The organism is Pseudomonas sp. FSL L8-0168, assembly GCF_037976155.1.
Taxonomy (GTDB): Bacteria; Pseudomonadota; Gammaproteobacteria; order Pseudomonadales; family Pseudomonadaceae; genus Aquipseudomonas; species Aquipseudomonas paracarnis.
Genome location: NZ_CP150262.1, coordinates 877,869 through 901,955, shown reverse-complemented (window position 1 = coordinate 901,955; position 24,087 = coordinate 877,869). Strand labels below are relative to the sequence as shown.

Here is a 24,087-nt window from a genome sequence, read left to right as displayed (position 1 = left end):
GGTGCCGAGTGGTGGGGCAAGAGCGTTTTGCTTACTTTTGCGCTTTTCAAAAGTGAGCCGCCGTCAGGGCGGAACCCTAAGTAGCCTTAACCGCAGGAATGGATATGTACACGGTCCAACTGTGTTGACTGTCAGGCCGCCTTCGCAGGCAAGCCAGCTCCCACATTGAGATCTCGGCGCGTCAGTTAGATCAGCGCCGTCTGCAGGGCCGTCACGGGAGCAAGCTCCCTCGCCACAGGTCCAGCGTCGCACCAAAATTGTGTAGATACCGATGCAGCGATAGGGGGCTGACGGCCAATCAGGCTGTCAGGCCGAGTGCATATCCTCACCTCAATTATCCGAAATTTCTCTTCAGGCTGTCGGATCGATACCGTCGCGCAGTAGTCCAAGTCCCAGTAAACTGTCATTTTTTCCGAATCCTTCTTTTCGAGGTTTATGCATGACTATCAGTCCTTTTGCGGGCAAACCGGCGCCAGCCCAGTTGCTGGTGGATATCCCGCGACTGGTCACGGCCTACTACACCGGCCAGCCTGATGCAGCGATCTCCACTCAGCGTGTGGCTTTTGGTACTTCCGGGCACCGCGGTAGCTCGTTTGAACTGAGTTTCAACGAGTGGCATGTGCTGGCTATCAGCCAGGCCATCTGCCTGTACCGCGAAGCGCAGGGCATCACTGGCCCTTTGTTTGTCGGCCTGGATACCCATGCATTGTCGACGCCAGCCGGTGCCAGCGCCTTGGAAGTACTGGCGGCCAACGGCGTGCATGTGATGCTGGCCGAGGGCGACGAGTACACGCCGACGCCGGCGATTTCCCACGCCATCATCTGCTACAACCGCGGCCGTACCAGCGGCCTGGCGGACGGCATTGTGATTACACCGTCCCACAATCCGCCGCAAAGTGGCGGCTACAAGTACAACCCGCCTAACGGTGGCCCGGCTGATACCCATGTCACCAAGTGGATCGAAGCCAAGGCCAACGAACTGCTCGCCAACAAGCTGGCCGGGGTCAAGCGCATCACTCACGCCCAGGCGCTCAAGGCCGACACCACCCATCGCCATGACTACCTCAACAGCTATGTGGCCGACCTGATCAATGTGATCGACATGGACGCGATCCGCAGCGCCGACCTGCGCTTGGGCGTGGACCCACTGGGCGGAGCAGGGGTGCGCTACTGGTCGGCGATTGCCGAGCACTACCGCTTGAACCTGGAGGTGGTGAATACCGAGGTCGACGCAACCTTCCGCTTCATGAGCGTCGACTGGGACGGCCAGATTCGCATGGACCCGTCTTCCAGCTACGCCATGCAAAGTCTGATCGGGCTCAAGGAGCGTTTCGACGTTGCCTTCGCCTGCGACCCGGACCACGACCGCCACGGCATTGTCACGCCTTCCGGAGGTTTACTGGCGCCCAACAACTACCTGGCGGTGTCCATCGACTACCTGTTCCAGAACCGTCCGGACTGGCGCGCCGATGCAGCCGTAGGCAAGACCGTGGTGAGCAGCGGCCTGATCGACCGCGTCGCAGCGCGTATTGGTCGTCGCCTGTACGAAGTGCCAGTGGGCTTCAAATGGTTTGCCGATGGCTTGTTTGAAGGGTCGTTGGGGTTTGGCGGCGAAGAAAGCGCCGGTGCCTCGTTCCTGCGCAAGGACGGCAGCGTGTGGAGCACCGACAAGGACGGTCTGATCCCGGCCTTGCTGGCCGCCGAAATGACCTCGCGCAAAGGCCAGGACCCCAGCCAGATCTACCGCGGCCTGACCGATGCCCTCGGTGAGCCGTTCGCTATCCGTGTGGATGCCAAAGCCACTCCAGCGCAAAAAGCCCTACTGGGCAAACTGTCGCCGGAGCAGGTCACGTCCACGCAATTGGCCGGGGAGACCATTCAGCAGATCCTCAGCCATGCGCCGGGCAACAACCAGGCGATTGGCGGCTTGAAAGTCATGACCGAAAACGGCTGGTTTGCCGCACGGCCCTCGGGCACTGAGGACATCTACAAGATCTACGCCGAGAGTTTCGTTGGCGAAGAGCACCTCAAGCAACTGGTGGAGGAGGCGCAGGTGTTGGTTGATGGTGCAATCAGCCAATAACTGACACTCATGCGGTAGAAGTGTGGGAGGGAGCAAGCCGCCTCCCACATTAGATAGCAACGAGAGTTGAGATCAGGCCAGGTCCACCAGCACGATTTCGCTGTCCTCAATCGCCGTTACCCGCAATACCTGTTCATCCTCAACCGCCACACCATCTCGCGCCTTTGCCTGCACGCCATTGACGTCAATCACGCCCGTGGCGGGCACCAGGTACGCCCGGCGGCCACTGTCCAGCCGGTACTCCGCACTTTCTCCAGCTTTCAGGTTAGCTGCCACCAAGCGTGCATCCGCACGAATTCGCAAGCTTTCACTGTCGCCAGCCTTGCCGCTGGCCAGGGTTACAAAGCCCTCGCGGTTGCCCTGTGGAAACGGTTTGGCGCCCCAGGACGGCGGCAAGCCAGCCTCATTGGGAATGATCCAGATCTGAAAGATCTTGGTTGGCGTAGCCTCCAGGTTGTACTCGCTGTGGGCAATGCCGGTGCCTGCGCTCATTACTTGCACGTCGCCGGCTTCGGTGCGGCCTTTGTTACCCAGGTTGTCGGCATGGCTGATGGCCCCTTCGCGCACATAGGTGATGATTTCCATGTCGCGGTGCGGGTGCTGGGGAAAGCCGCTGCCGGGGGCGATGATGTCGTCGTTCCATACCCGCAAGTTGCCCCAGTGCATGCGCTGGGGGTCGTGGTATTCGGCAAAGGAAAAGTGGTGATGAGCGTCAAGCCAGCCATGGTGGGCGCCGCCCAGTGTGTTGAAAGGTCGAAGTTCAAGCATGATCGTCTCCTGTTGATGAACCTATCATCCAGCAGCGCATGATCGAGAAAAAGCGTAAAAAATGCCTGTTTATGATTCATTTATTCGATGTTTAACCCCGGTGTTCACTTTCACTTCATCGCCTAACTGCATGACAACAAAGCATTTGGCTGGAACTGAGCGGCGTTTCCGGCGACCATGACGGCTTGGTCAAAACAAGCTCACCGCAGGAGTCCGCGTGTCGCAACAACAGCCTGATCTACCCCCCGAACTGCGCCCCTTGGCTGAAATGCCGTTGTTGAAGCGGCTTGCCGCGCGCCTGTTCGGCCATGGCCTCACCCGTTTGCGTGCGCAGCACAGGTTTTCCTGGTTGCATGGCCAGGCCGACGGCTTTCGCAGTGGGCATGAGGCGGGCGTTGAGTACGGTTACCGTGAGGGTAGGGCTGATGGCATCGAGGAGGGCCGACAAGTCCTGCTGATTCGTGACTTTCGCCCCGATGAGCACCGTGCGCCAGGCATAGATGACAGCCTGTTCGACGATTGGCGATTGCCGCTCACCGCAGAGGTGAAGAAGCGCATGAAGGCCGATGTCGCGCGCCTGCTGCCAGCCCATGCGCAGCCAAGCGCGGCGCAATGGAAGATGATCTTCAGCGACACCCCCTCGACCTCGGTGATTGCGGGGGCCGGCGCTGGCAAGTCGACGTCCCTGGTGCTGCGCATCCTGCTGCTCAGTCATTACCTGGGCTTTGAACTGAGTTCAATGACTGTGGTGACGTTCACCCGCGAGTCGCGCAAGGACTTCATCAACAAACTCATGGAAATTCTCAACCTGTGGGGCCAACCCCTTGGCAGCAAGGAAGCCCAGGCGCTGGTGCGCACCTTTCATTCGCGCATCCTGCCGATGGTGCGCAGCCTGCCGGGTTTTGAGCGGCTGCAGGCCTTTGAGAACCTCAGCGGTGGTTTTGAAGACGCCGACAGCAACGCCTTCGACCTGCGTATCAGTGACGCCCAGCGCCAGCAGATGAACGCTTGTTATCACCGCTTGTATGGCCGCCATCAGCGTTTTCGCGAGTTGATTGCACCCTTGGCCCGCCATAGCCTTCAGCTCAAGGAGCTGGAGCGCGATCATCCTGACGTGCAAAAGCGTATGGCCGTGACTGAATTGGCCGCCAAGCGCGATGAAGAACTCTGTGATGTGATTGAGGACCTGTGGTTTCGCGCCGGTGCCTGGCCGATCAAAGGTATCGAACCCAGCCGTCAGACCTTTGAAATCAACGGCGCGCGATTTCATTGCCACGGCTACATCCCGGAGCTGGACGCCTGGGTGGTACTGGGGTTCGATGGGCGTGAAAACCCGCAGATCAGTCGGCCGAGTTCGAAACTCTCGGTGCGTGCAGAATGGGCAGTAAAGCGCACGTTGTTTCAAGCTTTCTGTAATAAGCCACTGATATGGCTGGATAATTACGAATCTTCAAAGCGCCTTTTGAGCAGTCTGGGCGGCGATGCCACGGCCGGGCCAGGCTTCGATTACAAGGTTAAAGGCGAACTCGCCTCGGCGCCCCTGTTGGACAGTTTTGTCATGGCAGCCGGGTTTATCGAGAACCTCGGCCTGGATGTCCCCACGGCGGTTGGCCAGATGAGTTTTGCCAAGGACGACCCGGATCGGCTGTTCTTCGAGGCCCTGAGCATTTTCTGGAAGGCGCTGGAAGATCACCTGCTGGAACAATCGCCGCCGATCATGACCTACAACCGGATGTTCTCGCTGTTTGGCGAAAACACCCCGGAGAACCTCAAGCTGCTGAGTGATCCCTTGTTGCGGCCGATGTCGCACTTGATGATCGATGAATTCCAGGACGTATCGCCGCAGATCGTGTCCTGGATCCGCGCCAGCCTGCGCGAAATCCGCAGCCGTGGGCCGGCCATGCACGTCGGGCGCGCAGCCCAACGCTCATCCTTGCTGTGCGTGGGGGATGACTGGCAATCCATCTATGGCTGGCGCGGCAGCTCGCCCAAGTACTTCATGGAGTTCAACAAGGAGTTTGTTTCGCCCAGCACCACCCGCGTGATGCTGGGCGAGAACTACCGCAGCCACCAGCACATCATCGACGCTGCCGAACATATCGTCCGTAGCGCGCCGGCCATCCCGGGCAAGAAGGCCAAGGCCAGTGGCGAGCCCAAGGTATTGGTGCCCGTCACGGTGTTGGAGCGTGACGACGCGGCACTGGGGCAGCGGTTGCTCGAGCACTATCAGCGGGGCGATTCGATCCTGATGCTTTATCGAAAAAGTAGCGATAAGTTATTGATTCAAGAGCATATTCAGTCTGTAGTTAATGTGGATTCTAGCTCGGCGCCTCAGGCGCGCAGGCTTAAACAGCTGACTTATCACAGTGCCAAGGGCTTGCAGGCGGATGCGGTGTTCTTGCTGGGCGATTGTCAGCATGTCACCAGCTCGCCGTACAAGAATCAGGTCTATCGCATGGCGGGCTTGGGTAAGGATGGCGACAGTGAGCCTTATGACAATGCCCAGAGAGACGAGGTGTTGCGCCTGGCCTATGTGGGGATCACCCGGGCGGTCAGCCATTGCTATTGGTATGTGGAGAAGCCGGAAGGCCAAGGCGTGAATGTGCCCAGGGCGTCTGAGCGGGTGGATGGCAGGAAGGTGTTTTTTGATGATCAGCGTGCGCCGAAGGGGGCTGGCTGACCTGCGATAAGAGCCCGACAGCCGACGCGTCTCTACCTGACAACACGGGATCGAACATGTGGGAGCTGGCTTGCCTGCGATGGCGGCCTGACAGCAGACGCCTATCTACCTGACACTCCACGATCCAACTGTGAGAGCGGGCTTGCTCGCGAAGGCGGCCTGACAGGCGACACAGTTGGAACGGGGCGCCTGAGATCAAAAGCAGATCAAGAGCGACTCGCTTCGCATCGTGGTTACCGTCAGAGTGGGGCGGTTAGCCCCGCCTCACGCCCGCAACGAAACCGGCGGCACGAAACTCTCCAATTCATCCTCCACGGCCTCGATGATGCGCTCCACATCAGCCGCGTTCATCACCGTAGCGCACGGAATCCCCGCGATAGCGATCAACGTCTCGCCGCTGGCCCGGTCGAACAGGCGGGCGATCATGCTGCCGGGGGCGTCCATGCTGCCCTCGAAGCCCATGGGGTGAAAATGCCAGCGCATCAGCTGGCAGGCGTTGGGAAATGTCACTTTGTTCATGTTGCCCACCTTGTTCATTGAGCGCTTCCTTTAGCTCGCGGCAGGGGCCAGGACCTTCGCTGGTCATGACATCTAGGGCTTAAAAATAGCATTCGTTCGCAACTGCAAGGTGACTTTTTTGCGCCCGTTCGGCGGTTCTTTCGCCTGGTTTTGATATAGGTCATGTCCTACAGAGGAATAGGCAAAAGGCCATTAGTCAGGCGCTCGATTTGACCATTGAAGGGGCGGGTAAACTTCGGCACTCTCAAACATTTTCTCCCGTCGTAGAGCCCAATATGCCCGACATCGCCCCAGACGATGAGTGCCAGAATTCCCACGCTACCGGCCAGTTGGTGCTGCGCCATCACCTGTGCTGGCGTCATCGCGATCTGGACGGGGTGATGGCTTACTACCATCCCGAGATCCAGTACCACGATTTTTTCCAGAACCGTGTGGTGGGCTATGCCGAGTTGCGCGAGTACTTGCAAGCCAGCATGCCCCGTGAGGCGGATGAGGCCATTGAACACACTGACCGCATCCGCGCCGATGGCGATACGGCGTTTATCCAGTACCGCATCACCTTGCGTGGCGGCCAGGGCCTGGTGTCGTTTCGTACCAGTGAGGCCATTACGGTGCGCGACGGGTTGATCTGGCGGGTGAATGAATATGCGTCCTTGGTGCACGAGCAACCCGCCCAGGCCTTGCGCCCTACGGTCAGCCGCCTGGGCCTGTCGCCCCAGCAGTTGGGTTATATGGCCAATGACCTGCAACAATATTTTGAGCGTCAGCAGCCGTATCTGGACCCGGAGCTGGATCTGCAGCGGGTCGCCAAGGCCTGTGGCTACAGTCGCAACCAGATGTCCTACCTGCTGAACCAAGTGCTGGGGCAGAGCTTCTATCGCTACGTCAACCAGGCGCGACTCCAGCATTTACTGGCCGCGCTGGATCACGCCACCGCGCCGGTCAAAGTTGATGAGTTGGCCTTTGCGGCCGGTTTCAATTCACTCTCGGCGTTTTACAGCGCTTTTCGCCAGCACACCGGGCAATCGCCCAAGGCGTACCTCAAACAAATTTCCCTGCGTGCACGCGCGCAAGACAGCCCCTGACACTGCACTCTAGGATCGGCCCTATCGAACCGAGGTAGGGGAAGCTGGCATGCCGGCATGGCGCAATATCAGTTTATGGATGGACCAGTTGGACGACCCGCTGTTAGCGCGTCCATCGCTGGAGCACGACCTGGACGTCAATGTGGCGATTATCGGCGCCGGCTACACCGGCCTGTGGACCGCCTATTACCTGAAGCGCCAGGCCCCCGAGCTGAAAATCGCGATCATCGAGGCACAGACTGCTGGGTTTGGCGCATCCGGTCGCAATGGTGGCTGGTTGATGGGCAACCTCTTGGGGGAAGACCGACTGCTGGCTGAGCTTGCCCCTCAGCACCGGCGCGCTTCGTTTGACCTGCTGCACGGTATCCCTGATGAAGTGGCCCAGGTGCTGGCCCGCGAAGGCATTGACTGCGACTACCGCAAAGGCGGCGCCTTGTATTGCGCCGCACGCTACCCCGAGCAGGAAGTCAGCCTGCGCCGCTATCTGGACAAGCTGTACGCCCAGGGCCTCACCGAAGACGACTACCGCTGGCTCAGCCCGCAGCAATTGGCCGAGCAGGTCCGCATTGCCAAGCCTTATGGCGGCATCTATGCCCCCCACGTCGCGACGATCAACCCGGCAAAGCTGGTGCGTGGCCTGGCGCGGGCGGTTGAGAACCTGGGCGTGACCATTTACGAAAACAGCCCCGTGACCCATTGGCAGTCCGGCGGCCTGCGCACCGCCAAGGCCAGCGTGCGCGCCGCCTGGGTGGTGCCTGCTGTCGAGGGTTACGCCAATACCTTGCCCCCATTGGGCCGCTACCAGTTACCGGTGCAGAGCTTGATCGTCGCCACCGAACCGCTGCCGGCCAGTACCTGGGCAGACATCGGGCTCAGTCAGGGTCAGGCCTTTGGCGAGAGCAGCCGACAGGTCACCTACGGCCAGCGTACGGCCGACAATCGTCTGGTCTTCGGCGCCCGTGGTGGCTATCAATTTGCCGGCAAGTTGCGGCACAACTTCGACCTGACCGACAGCGAAGTGGAGTTGCGTCGCTACCTGTTTGGCGAACTCTTCCCACAGCTGAAAAAGGCCAGGATTACCCATTCCTGGGGCGGCAACCTCGGCATGTCGCGCCGTTTTCGTCCGCACATGCTCTGTGACCACGCCACGGGCATCGCACTGTCCGGCGGTTATGGCGGGGAGGGCGTGGGCGCCACCCACCTCGGCGGCCGCACCCTGGCCGATTTGATCCTCGGCCGCGACACCTTGCTGACCCAACAACCCTGGGTGATTCGCGAAGGCGGCCTCAAAGCACTCAAGGCCTGGGAGCCGGAGCCGTGCCGCTGGCTGGGTTACAACGCGATCATCCGTAGTTTTGTTCATGAAGACCAGGTCTTGGCCAACCCCAACACTGCGCCCTGGCGCCGCAAGCTGGCGACCGGCATTGCCGGTTTCATGGAAGGTTTCATGCACTGACTCGTCACCCACAGGGAAAAACCATGAGCATTACCCAATTCAAAGACACGCTGAACACCCCTCTGCCAGATTCATCACCGGTGGCGGTGCCCCTGGGCGCGCCCATCGCCGTGGCCTCCACCTTGAGCGTGGAGCGCAACGATGGCGTCGAGACCGGCATCTGGGCCTGCACCCCGGGGCGCTGGCGTCGGCAGATCACGTCCCAGGAGTTTTGCCATTTCATCCAGGGGCGCTGCACCTTCACGCCTGACAATGGGGAAACCCTGCACATACAAGCCGGTGACGCACTGATGTTGCCAGCCAATAGCACCGGTATCTGGGATATCCAGGAAACCGTGCGCAAGACCTATGTCCTGATTCTGTAACGCTTTGATCCTTGATCGCCTGCCATAAAAACAGCCCTAAAACCGCCAGGAAATCGAACCATGAAAGCCATTGCCCTGTTGCCCTTGATGTTGGTGGCCTCTATCAGCCAGGCCGCCGAGACCGTGAAGATCTATAACTGGTCGGACTACATCGCGCCGGACACCACCAGGAATTTCCAGAAAGACACTGGCATCGGTTTCACCTATGACGTGTACGACAGCAACGAAACCCTCGACGGCAAGCTGATGACCGGTAAATCGGGCTATGACGTGGTGTTCCCCTCCAACCATTTCATGGCGCGACAGATCCAGGGCGGCGCCCTGAAAAAACTCGACAGGAGCCAGTTGCCCAACTGGAAAAATCTCAACCCCGTGCTGCTCAAGGCCCTGGAAGACAACGACCCCGGCAATGCCCACGGCTTCCCGTATCTGTGGGGCAGCACCGGTATCGGCTACAACATCGACAAGGTCAAGGCGGTACTCGGCGACAACGCCCCGGTGGATTCCTGGGACTTGATCTTCAAACCGGAAAACATGGCCAAGCTGCAAAAATGCGGCGTCGCCATTCTCGACAACGGCCCCGAACTGCTGCCAGCCGCGCTGAATTACCTGGGCTTGCCGCACCACAGCAAAAAAGCCGAAGACTACAAGAAGGCCGAGGCCTTGCTGATGAAAGTGCGACCTTACGTGGCGTATTTCCATTCCTCGAAATACACCGCCGATCTGGCCAATGGTGACATCTGTGTCGCCGTCGGTTTCTCCGGCGACATCCTGCAGGCCGAAAGCCGCGCCAAAGAAGCCAAAAACGGCGTGAATATCGGCTACAACATTCCCAAGGAAGGCGCGGCAATCTGGTTCGACATGGTCGCCATGCCTGTCGACGCACCGAATGACAAAGCCGGCTATGCGTTCATGAACTACCTGCTGCGCCCGGACGTGATGGCGAGTATCACCAACTACGTGCATTACGCTAACGGCAACGCGGCGGCCGACAGCGTGGTAGACCCGGCGATCAAGGCCGATACCAAGGTGTATCCAAGTGCGGAAATGATGGGCAAGTTATTTGCACTGCAAGCCATGCCGTTGAACATCGACCGGGTGCGTACTCGGGTTTGGAATACCATTCGTACGGGGCGTTAAATAACAGGAAAACAGCGCCACCAGGAAGGCCGATAAGTCATCGGTACTGGGTGGAATAAATAATCACGTCATAGTTAAGACATGTGATGTCAATTATTTGGAGTGGAAAGTGTTATTGCCTGCGTGAGAGATTTCAATCCGCAACGCGTAACACTTTCACATACACTCATGATCTGACAGGTGACTTATATGTCTTCCATACAAAGCCTTCCCACTGGCGGCACTTGGACCCAACCGGAAAACAGCCCGCCCACCTTACGCGGCACAGACCAGCGTGAGCGCCTCGAAGCCAGGCGTGGCGAGCCCTCGGTCCTCATCGGCGGTGGCGGTGGCGACCAGCTGGTGGGGCGCCAGGGTGAAAACACATTCAAATATGAAAAAAGTACCGACTCCCTTAGCGATGACCCTGACACCCTGTTGAATTTCAACCCCAAGGAGGATGAAATCGATGTGGCCGGGGTATTAAAAGACCACAACATCTCAGCTATTAATATTCAGCCAGGCCCGCCCGTGGAAGTGGGGGATGTGCAACTGACTCATGAGTTTGGCGTGAGCACTTTGACTATCAAGGTCAACCCTGAAGGGCCGAACTTTTCTATACGCGTTGATGGCGTAAATCTTTTGCCGCAGCATATTAATTTCTTTCATTCGGACTAAGCCTATGGATTCTCCAAGTCATGCCCCAACGACTGAATGAATAACGAAAACAACTCGGGTTGCGACGAAATGTCCAGCTTGGCGTACAAATGCCTGCGGTGCACCTTGACGGTGTCCGGCGAGATCTTCAGGCGTTCGGCCATGGCCTTGGAGGAGAACCCCCGCAACACCAGCCGGGCGATTTCCAGTTCGCGGTCCGACAGTACACCGCTGCCGAAATGACTCAGGGCATCGCGAATCTGGCTGTCCATGGCCGGTGCCCGCTCGGTGCTTTGCTGCCAATGCTGCTGCATGAGCGGCAACACCCAGGCCGACAGCGTGGTCAACAGCCCGGTTTCTTCAAAGCTGAAGCGCCGTTGCATGCCCAGTGACAACGACAGGGTGCCGGCGCCAGGCAATTGCAGGATCAATTGCACTTCGTCTTCCAGCACATTGTCATGGAAATAATTGAGGAAGTACTCACTCTGGCGAAAATGGTCCGGCGCCACTTCCTCCAGGCGGTATACGCCGCTGGCGTAGTTTTCGCGGCAGGCCTGGTAAAACGGGTCGAGCAGGTACAAGCCGTTGAGGTACACCAGCATCGACGCCGGCTTGCTGCTGGGCTGGGCGTCGTACTCTTCCAGGGCCTGGGGCGGGCCATCCAGCGGATAGAAAATCGCCAGGGCATTATCGAAGGGCAGGGATTGGTGCAATAACAGCACCAATTGCTTCCAGAACCGCTCCGTGCCGATCTGAGACAGGGTGCGGCCCAACCCCGCGTGCATACCGATTTCCCGGAACAGGTTCATCTCAACATCCCCACCCTCAAATGATCAGCCAAGGGTTAGGCTTCTGGGGGGCACCGTCAAGGGGAGTACGCCAATAGGGGAATTGGCCGACAGCCCCGCCAGCCGATAACGTCGTCACTGTCCAACGGGAAGCATATCCCGAGGAAAAATCATGTTTCGTTTCTGCCTCACACCAAAAACAACGACAGAGGATAACGATATGAGTGCTTCCCCCGCGCCCGATGGCGTGCTCAAGCCCACCCTGAGCGTCTTCGATGTAGTGGCCATTACCGTTTCAGCGGTAACGCCGGCCAGTTCCGTCTTCGTGATCGCCCCGTTTGCCATCCAGCAGGCGGGCAGTGGCGTGTTCCTGGCATTCGTGATGGCGGCGTTGCTCGCGTTGATGTTTGCCTTCTGTTACGCCGAGCTCGGCCGCGCCCATAACAGCGCCGGTGGCGAGTACGTGTATGCCAAGCGTGTGTTTGGTGGCATGGCCGGTTATGCCACCTTCCTGACAGTGCTGGTGATGTTGTTGTTTATCCCGCCGGTATTGGCGACCGGTGCGGCGACTTATCTGAATAACGCTCTGGGCACGACATTCGACGCGCAAACTGTCGCTCTGGTGATCGTGGTATGCAGCTACGCCCTGGGCATCCTCAATATCAAGCTCAACGCCTGGATCACCGGCACCTGCCTGCTGTTGGAAGTGGCGGCGTTACTGGTGATTGTGGTGATCGGCTTCGGTAATCCGGTGCAGCCGGCCAGTGTGTTGCTGCAGCCGCAGATCGTCGAAAACGGCGTGTTGCACCTGGCGCCCTGGGCGCTGGTGATCGGCGCCGTCGGCATCGGCCTGTTCTCGTTCAACGGCTACGGCCCGGCGGTGTTGCTGGCCGAAGACATGAAGTGCGGCGGCAAGGGCGTGCACAAGGCGGTGCTCTGGTCGTTGGGGTTGGTGGTGGTGATTGAGTTGGTGCCGATCACCGCGCTGTTGATCGGCGCGCCGTCCCTGAGCGAGATGATCAGCAGCCCCGACCCGATCGGCTACCTGTTGACCAGCCATGGCAATGAAACCCTGTCGCGGTTGGTGAGCGCCGGGATCTTCCTGTCGGTGTTCAACGCCATCGTTGCCATCGTGATCCAGATTGGCCGGGTGGTGTTCAGCAGCGGCCGCGATGCGTTGTGGACGCCTGGCATCAACAAGCTGTTCACGCGTATTCACCCGCGCTGGGACTCACCGTGGCTGGCGACGCTGTTCCTGGCGATACCCTCGGCGCTGTTGAGCTTCAGTTCTAACCTGGCCGACCTGACCTCATTCAGCGTGCTGCTGATCATGCTGGTGTACCTGGTGGTGGCGCTGAGCGCGCTGATGAGCCGGGTGCTGTTGCGTGATCGCGAGCATCCCTATCGCATGCCGTTATGGCCGCTGCCGGCATTGCTGGCGGTACTGGGTGCCGGTTACCTGCTGGTCACCTTGATCCTGGAGGCCTCGGTACGCGACATCATGATCATCATCGGCTTGCTGGCCCTGTCGGTGATTTTGTATTGCATCAGTGGCCGGTTGAGTCCGGCGTTTCAGAAATTGTAAGGAGTGGGTATGCGTGCACGTCAATTGGGCATCACGTTGGGGCTGGGCATGCCCGGCGAATTGAATGCCATCACCGATGTTCCCGGGGTTCGCGTCGGTCATGCCACGCTCAAGGCACAGGTCGACGGCAAGCAGGTGCGCACCGGCGTTACGCTGATCCAGCCGCGTGCCGGGGAAGCGCGACATCAACCGTGTTTTGCCGGCTGTCACGTGCTCAACGGCAATGGCGACGCCACGGGGCTTGAATGGATCAGCGAGGCGGGGCTGCTGACCACGCCGATGGCCATTACCAACACCCACAGTATCGGGGTGGTGCGCGACAGCCTGATCGCCCTGGAGCGCGAGCGTCTGGCGGACCCGGCGGTGTACTGGTGCATGCCGGTGGTCATGGAAACTTATGACGGCCTGCTCAACGACATCTGGGGCCAGCATGTTCGCCCTGAGCATGTGCGCCAGGCCCTGGACCAGGCTGAAAGCGGCCCGGTGCAGGAAGGCGCGGTAGGCGGTGGCACCGGCATGATTTGCCACGAGTTCAAGGGCGGCATCGGCACTGCGTCACGGCGCTTGCCAACGGAGCAGGGCGGCTGGACCGTGGGCGTACTGGTGCAGGCCAACCATGGCAAGCGCCAGGAGCTGCGGGTCGATGGTTACCCGGTGGGCCGTCATTTGACGGACATTGCTTCGCCCTTTGCCGAGCGTGGCACTCCCGGCATGGGCTCCATCGTGGTGATCATCGCCACGGACGCCCCCTTGCTGCCGCACCAATGCCAGCGCCTGGCACAGCGCGCGTCCATTGGCATTGCGCGCACCGGTGGCGGCACCGAGGATTCCAGCGGCGACCTGTTCCTGGCGTTTGCCACCGGTAACCGTGATTTGCCGCCGGCCGACTATGGGCGCAAGGACCTGCCGCTCAGCACCGGCTTGCAGATGGTCAACAACGACCATATTTCGCCGCTGTTCAGCGCGGCGGCAGAGGCGGTGGAGGAGGCGATCATCAATGCCATTCTGGCAGGTGAAGACATGACCACTCAAGACGGCGTCAAGGTGCCGGGCCTGGCTGGCGAAACCCTCTTGGCAGCCATGCAACAGTGTGGCTGGAGTATGTCCCGGTAATGGGGGACAGCGCACTTTAATAGTGCGAATAGTGGCTCTTTAATGTTGCTAATGACACCGTGACAATATATTGGATCCATTAATCAAGTGGGCCGCTCACTTAGAGTGGCTTTACTTGTATTTAATATTTAAATAGTGGTGTGCGCCGATTCGGCCACACAAACGCAACGGCCCCCAATAAACACTGCGTGCGACTTCTTCAACTTGAACCTGCGTCACAAGTGTGCGATGGAAATAGATGTAGACGAAAGATTTCAAGTTGTGTCAGTTTTCTTACGCCTTCAAAAGAGGTGAGTGATAGGACTATCCTCGCCCGCGAGGTTCCTATCGAACAAAGACTGATGCACTTGCAAACAAGGAAGTACGTTTATGTCAAAAGTAAAAGACAAAGCTATTGTATCTGCCGCGCAAGCCAGCACTGCTTACTCGCAAATCGATAGCTTCAGCCATTTGTATGACCGTGGCGGCAACCTCACGGTCAATGGCAAACCGTCCTACACCGTAGACCAGGCAGCGACCCAGCTGCTGCGGGATGGTGCTGCGTACCGGGACTTTGATGGCAACGGCAAGATCGATCTGACCTACACCTTCCTCACCTCGGCTACCCAGAGCACCATGAACAAACATGGCATCTCAGGGTTCAGCCAATTCAACACCCAGCAGAAAGCACAGGCCGCACTGGCCATGCAATCCTGGGCGGATGTCGCCAACGTGACCTTTACTGAAAAGGCTTCCGGCGGTGACGGCCATATGACCTTCGGCAACTACAGCAGCGGCCAGGACGGCGCCGCGGCCTTCGCTTACCTGCCCGGCACCGGTGCGGGCTACGATGGCACCTCGTGGTACCTGACCAACAACAGCTACACGCCGAACAAGACCCCGGACCTGAACAACTATGGCCGGCAGACCCTGACCCACGAAATCGGCCACACCCTGGGCCTGGCTCACCCTGGCGACTACAACGCCGGGAACGGCAACCCGACCTATAACGACGCCACCTATGGACAGGACACGCGTGGCTATAGCCTCATGAGTTACTGGAGCGAGAGCAACACCAACCAGAACTTCAGCAAAGGCGGTGTCGAGGCTTACGCTTCCGGCCCGCTGATCGACGACATCGCCGCGATCCAGAAGCTCTACGGTGCCAACCTCAGCACCCGCGCCACGGACACCACCTACGGGTTCAACTCCAACACCGGGCGTGATTTCCTCAGCGCCAGTTCCAATGCCGACAAGCTGGTGTTCTCGGTATGGGACGGTGGCGGCAACGACACCCTGGACTTCTCCGGTTTTACCCAGAACCAGAAGATCAACCTCACTGCCACCTCGTTCTCTGATGTGGGCGGCCTGGTGGGCAATGTATCCATCGCCAAGGGCGTCACCATCGAGAACGCGTTCGGCGGTTCGGGCAACGACCTGATCATTGGTAACCAAGTCGCCAACACCATCAAGGGCGGGGCCGGCAACGACCTCATCTACGGCGGCGGCGGTGCGGACCAGCTGTGGGGCGGCACTGGCAGCGACACTTTCGTGTACGGTGCCAGTTCCGACTCCAGGCCAGGGGCTGCGGACAAGATCTTCGACTTCACCTCCGGTTCGGACAAGATCGACCTGTCCGGTATCACCAAGGGTGCGGGCGTGACCTTCGTCAACGCATTTACCGGGCATGCCGGCGATGCTGTACTGACCTATGCCTCAGGTACCAACCTGGGCACCTTGGCGGTGGACTTCTCCGGGCACGGCGTGGCGGATTTCCTCGTCACCACCGTTGGCCAGGCGGCTGCCAGTGACATCGTAGCCTGATGTAAAGCGCGCGGTGCTTCGGCGCCGCGCTCCAGGCCGGAGTTGGATATGCCACGTTTTTCCCATTTGATCGCCTGTGTTGTGCAGGTGTTGTTCGTGTCGGCAGGAGCCCACGCAATGGCTAGCAGTCTTGTATTACCCACCTCCGCGCAGCTTGCCGGGCAGTGGGAGCTGAAGCAGCAGGATCAGGTGTGCGCGCTCAAGTTAGTGGAGCAAGCCAACGCCCTGGAGGGCGATATCGCCTGTGCCGAGCAATGGCTGGGCGACAAGCCGCTGACGTGGTCGCCCACCCCGGATGGTATTTGGCTGTTTAACGCTGAAGGCTCAGGGATCACCCATTTGAATCGCCAGAAAGAGGGCGACTATCAAGCCCGCACTAAAGCGGGCGAAGTTGTAAGGCTGCAACGAAAACTTTAATTAAAAGTTATAAGCATATAACTCGATTTGTTAGGCGGCCGTACCCTACTTGGTAGGGGTGACCCTTTTGCGTAATTCGCTGCAAGGAAAAACAATTAATATGGCGAAGTCCCATGGGGTGGCGCCCTTATTCAGGGCGTTGGGTGAATACAAGAGTATTTTGATCAGCGTTGGCTGTTTCACGGCATTGATTAACCTATTAATGCTGGTGCCCTCGATTTACATGCTGCAAGTGTATGACCGGGTGTTGTCCTCCCAGAATGAAACCACCCTGGTGATGTTGACGCTGATGGTCGTGGGCTTCTTTGCGTTTATCGGCCTGCTGGAAGTGGTGCGCAGCTTTATCGTGATCCGCATTGGCAGCCAGTTGGAGCGACGTTTCAACTTGCGCGTGTACAAAGCCGCGTTCGAACGCAACCTGCAGCGCGGCCAAGGGCACGCCGGGCAATCCTTGGGCGACCTGACCGCTCTGCGCCAATTCATCACGGGGCCAGCGCTGTTCGCGTTTTTCGATGCGCCCTGGTTCCCGATCTACCTGTTCGTGATTTTCCTGTTCAATGTGTGGCTCGGCGTGCTGGCCACGGCCGGCGCGGTGCTGTTGATTGGCCTGGCGTGCCTTAACGAATACCTGACCAAAAAGCCATTGGGCGAGGCCAGCGGTTATTCGCAGCAGTCCACCCAACTGGCCACCAGCCATTTGCACAACGCCGAAACCATCCAGGCCATGGGCATGCTCGGTGCGCTGCGCCAACGCTGGTTTGGCGTGCATTCGCAGTTCCTGGGCTTGCAGAACCAGGCCAGCGACACCGGTTCGATCATCACCTCCTTAAGCAAATCCTTGCGCCTGTGCCTGCAATCTTTGGTGCTGGGCCTGGGCGCCTACCTGGTGATCAAGGGCGACATGACCGCCGGCATGATGATCGCAGGCTCCATCTTGATGGGCCGCGTACTCAGCCCCATCGACCAACTGATTGCAGTGTGGAAGCAATGGAGTTCGGCCAAGCTGGCCTATCAGCGCCTCGACGAACTGCTGCGCGAATTCCCGCCAGAGGTCGAGCACATGGCCTTGCCTGCGCCCAACGGCCAAGTCAGTTTCGAACAGGTCAGCGCCGGCCCGCCGGGGCGGCGCATGGCGACCCTGCATCAGGTCAGCTTTAACCTGGCTGCCGGTGAAGTGCTGGGCGTGCTCGGCGCGTCCGGTTCCGGTAAGTCCACCCTGGCTCGCGTGCTGGTGGGCGTGTGGCCAACCCTGGCCGGTACCGTACGCCTGGACGGCGCGGATATTCACCGCTGGAACCGCGACGACCTCGGCCCGCATATCGGCTATTTGCCCCAGGACATCGAGCTGTTTAGTGGCAGCATCGCCGACAACATCGCGCGCTTTCGCGAGGCCGACCCGGAACTGGTGGTCAAGGCCGCGCAACAGGCCGGCGTGCATGAACTGATCCTGCGCCTGCCCCAAGGCTACGACACCGTGCTGGGCGACAACGGCGGTGGCTTGTCCGGCGGCCAGAAACAACGCGTGGCCCTGGCCCGCGCCCTGTACGGCGGGCCGCGCCTGATCGTGCTGGACGAACCCAACTCCAACCTCGACACCGTCGGCGAAGCCGCATTGGCCAGCGCCATCATGCAGATGAAAGCCCAGGGCAGCAGCGTGGTGCTGGTCACCCATCGTTCCTCGGCATTGGCCCAGGCCGATAAGTTGCTAGTGCTCGGCGAAGGCCAACTGCAAGCGTTCGGGCCCAGTCAGGAGGTGCTGCGGGCGTTGTCCGGGCAGCAGGAAGCGCCGAAAGAAAAAACCGGTGTCAGCTTCAGCCGTCACTACCAGGCCGGAAGGAATCCAGGCGCATGAGCAGCCTTACTGTTGAACCTCAAATCAAAGAACGCGATGCCGGCTTTTTCGTAAAAATGGGCTGGGTGATGACCATTGTCGGTGCCGGTGGGTTTTTCCTCTGGGCCAGCCTCGCACCGTTGGACCAAGGCATTCCGGTCCAAGGCACCGTGGTGGTGTCTGGCAAGCGCAAGGCGGTACAAACCTTCAGCCCCGGCGTGGTCAGCCGCATCCTGGTGAAAGAGGGCGAGTTGGTCAAGCAAGGCCAGCCGCTGTTTCGTCTCGACCAGACCCAGAACCAGGCCGATGTGCAATCGCTGCAAGCCCAGTACCGCATGGCCTGGGCCAGCGTGGCGCGCTGGCAGAGCGAGCGTGACAACCTCTCCAGCATCACCTTTCCTGCAGAACTGAGTGCCAACCCCGATCCGGCCTTGATGCTGGTGCTAGAAGGTCAGCGCCAACTGTTCAGCAGCCGTCGCGACGCGTTTGCCCGTGAACAAGCCGGGATCCGCGCCAGCATCGAGGGCGCCAACTCTCAGCTAAGTGGTATGCGCCGTGCCCGCAGTGACTTGACCGCCCAGGCCCAATCTCTGCGCGCGCAACTGAGCAACCTGCAACCCTTGGCCGACAACGGCTACATCCCGCGCAACCGCCTGATGGACTACCAGCGCCAGTTATCCCAGGTGCAGCAGGACCTGGCGCAAAACGCCGGTGAAAGCGGCCGGATAGAGCAGGGCATTGTTGAGTCGTGGCTCAAATTGCAGCAGCACAGCGAGGAATATCAAAAAGAGGTGCGCAGCCAATTGGCCGACGCGCAACTGCGCAGCCTGACTCTTGAACAGCAACTGACCTCCGCCGGCTTCAACCTGCAACACAGCGAGATCAACGCGCCGGCCGATGGCATCGCGGTCAACCTCAGCGTGCACACCGAAGGCGCCGTGGTGCGTGCCGGTGAAACCCTGTTGGAGATCGTGCCCCAGGGCACACGCCTGGAAGTGGAAGGGCACCTGCCGGTGCATTTGGTGGACAAGGTCGGCACACACTTGCCTGTCGACATCCTCTTCACCGCCTTCAACCAAAGCCGCACGCCACGGGTGCCGGGCGAAGTCAGCCTGATCTCCGCCGACCAGATGCTCGATGAAAAGACCGGTGCGCCGTACTACGTGCTGCGCACCAGCGTCAGCGAGGCGGCGATGGAAAAACTCAACGGCCTGGTGATCAAGCCCGGCATGCCCGCCGAGATGTTCGTGCGCACCGGCGAGCGTTCACTGCTCAACTATCTGTTCAAGCCGCTGCTGGACCGCGCCGGCTCTGCGTTGACTGAGGAATGAGCATGAAGCCAGTGTTCATTTCGCTGTTGCTGGTGTGTGGCAGTGCCCAGGCCGCGATGGGGCCCTTCGATGTGTACGAGCAGGCGCTGCGCAACGACCCGGTGTTCCTCGGCGCCATCAAGGAGCGCGACGCCGGCCTGGAAAACCGCACCATTGGCCGTGCCGGCTTGCTGCCGCGGCTGTCCTACAACTACAACAAGGGCCGCAACAATTCCGAAGCGCACCTGCCCGACGGGCGCGGCGGTAGTTACCGCGACGACCGTAACTACAACAGCTATGGCTCGACCTTCAGCCTGCAACAGCCGTTGTTCGACTACGAAGCCTATGCCAACTACCGCAAGGGCGTGGCCCAGGCGCTGTTCGCCGATGAAAGCTTTCGCGACAAGAGCCAGGCGTTGCTGGTGCGGGTGTTGAGCTATTACACCCAGGCGCTCTTTGCCCAGGACCAGATCGACATCGCCAGGGCCAAGAAGAAGGCGTTCGAACAACAGTTCCAGCAGAACCGGCATTTGTTCCAGCAAGGCGAGGGCACCCGCACCGATATCCTTGAAGCCGAGTCGCGCTACGAGTTGGCCACCGCCGAAGAGATCCAGGCCCTGGATGAGCAGGACGCCTCGCTCCGGGAGTTGGGCGCATTGATCGGTGTGCAAAGCGTCAACATCAACGACCTGGCACCGCTGAACCAGAGCTTTGCCGCGTTCACCCTGACCCCGGCCAACTACGACACCTGGCATGAGTTGGCGCTGACCAACAACCCTGTGCTGGCTTCGCAGCGCCAGTCCCTGGAAGTGGCGCGCTATGAAGTGGAACGCAACCGTGCCGGGCATTTGCCCAGAATCACCGCGTATGCCACCTCGCGCAAGCAGGAGTCCGACAGCGGCAACACCTATAACCAGCGCTACGACACCAACACCATCGGCGTCGAAGTGAGCATGCCGCTGTATGCCGGTGGCGGTATCTCGGCCTCCACCCGCCAGGCCAGCCGCGCGATGGAGCAGGCGGAGTACGAGTTGGAAGGCAAGACCCGGGAAACCCTGATCGAATTGCGTCGCCAGTTCAGTGCGTGCCTGTCGGGCGTGAGTAAGTTGCGCGCCTATCAGAAAGCGCTGGCATCCGCCGAGGCGCTGGTGGTGTCGACCAAGCAGAGCATTCTCGGCGGAGAGCGCGTCAACCTCGATGCCTTGAACGCCGAACAGCAGCTGTACAGCACCCGCCGCGACCTGGCCCAGGCGCGTTATGACTACTTGATGGCCTGGACCAAATTGCACTACTACGCGGGCAACTTGCGTGACACCGACTTGGCCAAAGTGGACGAAGCCTTCGGCCCGGATGGAAAACTGTAGGAGCGCGTATTTTGTGGCGAGGGAGCTTGCTCCCGCTCGACAGCGAAGCTGGAGCCGGCTTTTTTAGGGAGCGCTTCGCACTCCAGCGGGAGCAAGCTCCCTCGCCACAGGGCAGGGAATAACAATAATAGGGAGTGTGCACATGATCACCGATTCACCACGTTTCAAACCCTTCACCGCAGGTTCCTTGCTCTTGCTGTCCGTTGCGGCACAGGCGCAATACACCGAGACCGGCCAACCGGGTAACCCCGCCAGCTGGCGCTCCGCCGAGTACCAGAGCGACTGGGGCCTGGGCCGCATGAAGGCCGATGAAGCCTACGCCGCCGGGATCAGCGGCCAAGGCGTGAAAATCGGTGCGCTGGACTCAGGGTTCGATACCAATCACCCGGAAGCTTCCAAAGACCGTTTTCACCCGGTCACCGCCACGGGCACCTATGTCGATGGCAGCGCCTTCAGCACCACGGGCGCGCTCAACCCGAACAATGATTCCCACGGCACCCACGTCACCGGCACCATGGGCGCCGCCCGCGACGGCGTGGGTATGCATGGCGTTGCTTACAACGCGCAGGTCTATGTGGGCAACACCAACGCCAACGACAGCTTCCTGTTCGGCCCCACGCCAGACCCCAAATACTTCAAGACCGTGTACACCGCACTGGTGGATTCCGGCGTGCGCGCCATCAACAACAGCTGGGGCAGCCAGCCCAAGGACGTCAGCTACCAGACCTTGGACAATATGCACGCGGCGTACGCCCAGCATTACAACCGTGGCACCTGGCTGGACGCGGCCGCGGACGTGGCCAAGGCCGGTGTGATCAACGTGTTCAGCGCCGGCAACAGCGGCTATGCCAACGCCAGCGTGCGCTCGGCCTTGCCGTATTTCCAGCCGGAACTGGAAGGCCACTGGCTGGCCGTGTCCGGGTTGGATAAGGCCAATAACCAGAAATACAACAAATGCGGCGTCGCCAAGTACTGGTGTATTTCTACCCCCGGCGCGCTGATCAACAGCACCATTCCTGACGGGGGGTATGGGGTGAAGTCCGGCACCTCGATGTCAGCGCCCCATGCCACCGGCGCGTTGGCGCTGGTGATGGAACGTTATCCCTACATGACCAACGAGCAAGCCTTGCAGGTGCTGCTGACCACCGCCACGCAGCTCGACGGCTCGATCACCCAGGCGCCCAACGCCATTGTCGGCTGGGGCGTGCCTGACCTGGGCCGGGCGATGCACGGTCCTGGGCAACTGCTCGGGCCCATGGAGGTCAACCTGGCCGCCGGGCAGGGCGATGTGTGGAGCAACGGCATCTCCGACCAGGCGCTCATCCAGCGCCAGGCCGAGGACCGCGCCGAGCACACGGCCTGGCAGCAAACCCTGATCGACAAGGGTTGGCAAAACGGCGTGGGTGCCTCTGCCAGCCAGCAGGACCAGACTGATTACGCCATCGGCAGTGCCCGCGACCAAGCGGCGGCCCAGCGTGTGTACGAGGGCAGCCTGATCAAGGCCGGTGCCGGTAGCCTGGTGCTCAGCGGCGACAGCACCTATCGCGGTGCGACCCTGGTCAACGGCGGTCTGTTGGCGGTCAATGGCTCGCTGACTTCAGCAGTGACGGTGAATGACAGCGGCACCCTCGGCGGTTCCGGGCGTATCGCCGCGTTGTCGGTAAACAACGGCGGCCGTGTGGCGCCGGGCAATTCCGTGGGCACCTTGCAAGTGGCAGGGGACGTAAACCTCGGCGCCGGCTCGACCTATGCCGTGGAGCTGACGCCCACCAGCAGTGACCGCATTGTTGCCGGCGGCCAGGCGGTTCTGGGCGGCGGCACCGTCACGCTGGCGCTGGAAAACAGCCCCACCTTGCTCAGCCAGAGCGAGGCCCAAAGCCTGATCGGCCGGCAGTACTCGATTCTCGAGGCGGCGGGTGGCATTCAGGGCCAGTTCGGGCAAGTGCTGCCCAACTACCTGTTCCTCGGTGGCACCCTCGACTACGCCGCCAATGCCGTGCAACTGAACGTGGGGCGCAACGACGCCAGCTTCGCCAGCGTCGGCGCGACCCGCAACCAGCGCAACGTCGCGGTGGCCGCCGAGCAATTGGGCGCCGGCAACCCGGTGTATGAAAGCCTGCTGCAGTCGCAATCGGTTGCCGTGGCCCAGCAGGGCTTGCAGCAACTGTCCGGGGAAATCTACCCGGCTGTGGGTGCGATGCTGATCAACGACAGCCTGCAACTGCGTAACGCCGTGGGCGAGCGCCTGCGCCATGTGCCAGTGGCCGGTGAAAGCAACCTGTGGTTCAAAGCACTGGGCGCCTGGGGCAAGACTGATAGCCGCACTGAAACGGCGGGGTCCACCACCTCCATCGGCGGCCTGTTGGCGGGTGTGGACGGCGCGCTGGATGAGCAGACCCGCGTGGGTGTGGTTGCCGGCTACAGCGACAGCTCCTTGAACATGGGCAGCGGTACCCATTCATCGGCGTCCATCGACAGCTACCACTTTGGCGCGTACGCCGGGCGCGAGCTGGGTGACTGGCGCCTGAGCGTCGGCGGTGCCTACAGCTGGCATCGCGGCGACGTGAAGCGCGACCTGCAATGGGGGGATGTCAGCGGCAAGCAAAAAACCAAGCTGGACGCGACCACGGCGCAGGTCTTCACCGAAGCCGCGTACCGCATCCGCCTGCAAGCGGTGGCCCTGGAGCCGTTCGCCAACTTGGCCTATGTGCATCTGAACAGCGAGTCCTTCCACGAAAAAGGTGATGCCGCTGCCCTGGAACGCGGCAGCGACCGGCGTGATGCGGTGCTCAGCACCCTCGGTGTGCGCGCCCTGAAAACCCTGGCCCTCAATGACCACCAGCAACTGGACCTGTCCGGTTCGTTGGGCTGGCAACACAGCCTGACGGCGGTGGAGTCAGAGGAACACCTGGCGTTTGTCGCCGGCGGGCCTTCATTCGCGGTGCGCAGTGCGCCATTGCTGCGCGACGCTGCCCTGGTGGGCGTGCAGGCCAGCCTGGCGTTGAATGCGTCGACGCGGGTCAACCTGGATTACAACGGCCAGCTGGGTGGGCGCGCGAAAACCCAGGGCGTGGGCTTGAGCCTGAACTGGCAGTTCTGAAGACACCGCGAACCTGATCGTTCCCACGCTCCGCTGATCGTTCC

At 60.4% G+C, this 24,087-nt stretch carries 18 protein-coding genes; 15 read left to right on the top strand and 3 right to left on the bottom strand.

What is annotated here, in order from left to right:
• Positions 1–439 precede the first annotated feature (439 nt).
• A complete protein-coding gene (gene pgm, locus MHH62_RS03720; RefSeq protein ID WP_014718392.1) occupies positions 440–2,083 on the top strand; it encodes a phosphoglucomutase (alpha-D-glucose-1,6-bisphosphate-dependent) in 1,644 nt (547 codons plus the stop codon).
• 72 nt (positions 2,084–2,155) lie between these two features.
• On the opposite strand, the gene MHH62_RS03715 is transcribed toward pgm, so the two are convergent.
• A complete protein-coding gene (locus tag MHH62_RS03715; RefSeq protein ID WP_014718393.1) occupies positions 2,156–2,851 on the bottom strand; it encodes a pirin family protein in 696 nt (231 codons plus the stop codon).
• A 217-nt stretch (positions 2,852–3,068) separates the two neighbouring features.
• On the opposite strand from MHH62_RS03715, the gene MHH62_RS03710 reads away from it, so the two are divergent.
• Positions 3,069–5,531, top strand: coding sequence for a UvrD-helicase domain-containing protein (locus tag MHH62_RS03710; RefSeq protein WP_032903413.1), 2,463 nt, complete (start codon positions 3,069–3,071; stop codon positions 5,529–5,531).
• 264 nt (positions 5,532–5,795) lie between these two features.
• On the opposite strand, the gene MHH62_RS03705 is transcribed toward MHH62_RS03710, so the two are convergent.
• On the bottom strand, positions 5,796–6,068 hold the full coding sequence (locus MHH62_RS03705; protein WP_014718395.1) for a DUF1652 domain-containing protein: 273 nt from the start codon (positions 6,066–6,068) through the stop codon (positions 5,796–5,798).
• A 257-nt stretch (positions 6,069–6,325) separates the two neighbouring features.
• Here MHH62_RS03705 and MHH62_RS03700 point away from each other — a divergent pair, with 257 nt between their 5' ends.
• The 5 genes from MHH62_RS03700 to MHH62_RS03680 all read left to right on the top strand — a co-directional run bounded on the left by MHH62_RS03700 (position 6,326) and on the right by MHH62_RS03680 (position 10,753).
• On the top strand, positions 6,326–7,135 hold the full coding sequence (locus tag MHH62_RS03700) for a helix-turn-helix domain-containing protein (protein WP_014718396.1): 810 nt from the start codon (positions 6,326–6,328) through the stop codon (positions 7,133–7,135).
• A gap of 49 nt (positions 7,136–7,184) precedes the next feature.
• Positions 7,185–8,591, top strand: coding sequence for an FAD-dependent oxidoreductase (locus tag MHH62_RS03695; RefSeq protein WP_038450061.1), 1,407 nt, complete (start codon positions 7,185–7,187; stop codon positions 8,589–8,591).
• A 23-nt stretch (positions 8,592–8,614) separates the two neighbouring features.
• Positions 8,615–8,956, top strand: coding sequence for a cupin domain-containing protein (locus tag MHH62_RS03690; protein WP_032903416.1), 342 nt, complete (start codon positions 8,615–8,617; stop codon positions 8,954–8,956).
• 60 nt (positions 8,957–9,016) lie between these two features.
• Complete coding sequence (locus tag MHH62_RS03685; RefSeq protein WP_339232516.1) at positions 9,017–10,096, top strand: polyamine ABC transporter substrate-binding protein; 1,080 nt, start codon at positions 9,017–9,019, stop codon at positions 10,094–10,096.
• Between the two features lie 189 nt (positions 10,097–10,285).
• A complete protein-coding gene (locus MHH62_RS03680; protein WP_014718400.1) occupies positions 10,286–10,753 on the top strand; it encodes a M10 family metallopeptidase C-terminal domain-containing protein in 468 nt (155 codons plus the stop codon).
• A 2-nt stretch (positions 10,754–10,755) separates the two neighbouring features.
• On the opposite strand, the gene MHH62_RS03675 is transcribed toward MHH62_RS03680, so the two are convergent.
• Positions 10,756–11,541, bottom strand: coding sequence for a helix-turn-helix transcriptional regulator (locus MHH62_RS03675; RefSeq protein ID WP_339232515.1), 786 nt, complete (start codon positions 11,539–11,541; stop codon positions 10,756–10,758).
• A gap of 199 nt (positions 11,542–11,740) precedes the next feature.
• Here MHH62_RS03675 and MHH62_RS03670 point away from each other — a divergent pair, with 199 nt between their 5' ends.
• From MHH62_RS03670 to MHH62_RS03635, 8 genes are all read left to right on the top strand, one after another.
• Entirely contained in the window at positions 11,741–13,105 is a 1,365-nt protein-coding gene (locus tag MHH62_RS03670; protein WP_014718402.1) for an APC family permease, read from the top strand.
• Positions 13,106–13,114: 9 nt separating this feature from the next.
• A complete protein-coding gene (locus MHH62_RS03665) occupies positions 13,115–14,218 on the top strand; it encodes a P1 family peptidase (RefSeq protein ID WP_058410439.1) in 1,104 nt (367 codons plus the stop codon).
• A 369-nt stretch (positions 14,219–14,587) separates the two neighbouring features.
• Entirely contained in the window at positions 14,588–16,021 is a 1,434-nt protein-coding gene (locus MHH62_RS03660; protein ID WP_014718404.1) for a serralysin family metalloprotease, read from the top strand.
• Between the two features lie 48 nt (positions 16,022–16,069).
• Complete coding sequence (locus MHH62_RS03655; protein WP_014718405.1) at positions 16,070–16,438, top strand: AprI/Inh family metalloprotease inhibitor; 369 nt, start codon at positions 16,070–16,072, stop codon at positions 16,436–16,438.
• A gap of 100 nt (positions 16,439–16,538) precedes the next feature.
• Complete coding sequence (locus tag MHH62_RS03650) at positions 16,539–18,290, top strand: type I secretion system permease/ATPase (RefSeq protein WP_014718406.1); 1,752 nt, start codon at positions 16,539–16,541, stop codon at positions 18,288–18,290.
• Positions 18,287–19,600, top strand: coding sequence for an HlyD family type I secretion periplasmic adaptor subunit (locus MHH62_RS03645; protein ID WP_339232514.1), 1,314 nt, complete (start codon positions 18,287–18,289; stop codon positions 19,598–19,600). Before MHH62_RS03650 ends, MHH62_RS03645 begins: the two co-directional genes overlap by 4 nt.
• A 2-nt stretch (positions 19,601–19,602) precedes the next feature.
• Complete coding sequence (locus MHH62_RS03640; protein WP_003191155.1) at positions 19,603–20,943, top strand: TolC family outer membrane protein; 1,341 nt, start codon at positions 19,603–19,605, stop codon at positions 20,941–20,943.
• Positions 20,944–21,085: 142 nt separating this feature from the next.
• Positions 21,086–24,043, top strand: a complete 2,958-nt coding sequence (locus MHH62_RS03635; protein WP_339232512.1) for an autotransporter domain-containing protein — start codon at positions 21,086–21,088, stop codon at positions 24,041–24,043.
• The last annotated feature ends 44 nt before the right edge of the window (positions 24,044–24,087 follow it).

Bases quoted from the DNA above. Each gene is read 5' to 3' on its own strand.
- MHH62_RS03680 (WP_014718400.1), top strand. From the start codon at position 10,286: ATGTCTTCCATACAAAGCCTTCCCACTGGCGGCACTTGGACCCAACCG.
- MHH62_RS03695 (WP_038450061.1), top strand. From the start codon at position 7,185: ATGCCGGCATGGCGCAATATCAGTTTATGGATGGACCAGTTGGACGAC.
- MHH62_RS03650 (WP_014718406.1), top strand. From the start codon at position 16,539: ATGGCGAAGTCCCATGGGGTGGCGCCCTTATTCAGGGCGTTGGGTGAA.
- pgm (WP_014718392.1), top strand. From the start codon at position 440: ATGACTATCAGTCCTTTTGCGGGCAAACCGGCGCCAGCCCAGTTGCTG.
- MHH62_RS03685 (WP_339232516.1), top strand. From the start codon at position 9,017: ATGAAAGCCATTGCCCTGTTGCCCTTGATGTTGGTGGCCTCTATCAGC.
- MHH62_RS03705 (WP_014718395.1), bottom strand. From the start codon at position 6,068: ATGAACAAGGTGGGCAACATGAACAAAGTGACATTTCCCAACGCCTGC.
- MHH62_RS03640 (WP_003191155.1), top strand. From the start codon at position 19,603: ATGAAGCCAGTGTTCATTTCGCTGTTGCTGGTGTGTGGCAGTGCCCAG.
- MHH62_RS03670 (WP_014718402.1), top strand. From the start codon at position 11,741: ATGAGTGCTTCCCCCGCGCCCGATGGCGTGCTCAAGCCCACCCTGAGC.
- MHH62_RS03645 (WP_339232514.1), top strand. From the start codon at position 18,287: ATGAGCAGCCTTACTGTTGAACCTCAAATCAAAGAACGCGATGCCGGC.
- MHH62_RS03665 (WP_058410439.1), top strand. From the start codon at position 13,115: ATGCGTGCACGTCAATTGGGCATCACGTTGGGGCTGGGCATGCCCGGC.
- MHH62_RS03690 (WP_032903416.1), top strand. From the start codon at position 8,615: ATGAGCATTACCCAATTCAAAGACACGCTGAACACCCCTCTGCCAGAT.
- MHH62_RS03635 (WP_339232512.1), top strand. From the start codon at position 21,086: ATGATCACCGATTCACCACGTTTCAAACCCTTCACCGCAGGTTCCTTG.
- MHH62_RS03675 (WP_339232515.1), bottom strand. From the start codon at position 11,541: ATGAACCTGTTCCGGGAAATCGGTATGCACGCGGGGTTGGGCCGCACC.
- MHH62_RS03715 (WP_014718393.1), bottom strand. From the start codon at position 2,851: ATGCTTGAACTTCGACCTTTCAACACACTGGGCGGCGCCCACCATGGC.
- MHH62_RS03660 (WP_014718404.1), top strand. From the start codon at position 14,588: ATGTCAAAAGTAAAAGACAAAGCTATTGTATCTGCCGCGCAAGCCAGC.
- MHH62_RS03655 (WP_014718405.1), top strand. From the start codon at position 16,070: ATGCCACGTTTTTCCCATTTGATCGCCTGTGTTGTGCAGGTGTTGTTC.
- MHH62_RS03700 (WP_014718396.1), top strand. From the start codon at position 6,326: ATGCCCGACATCGCCCCAGACGATGAGTGCCAGAATTCCCACGCTACC.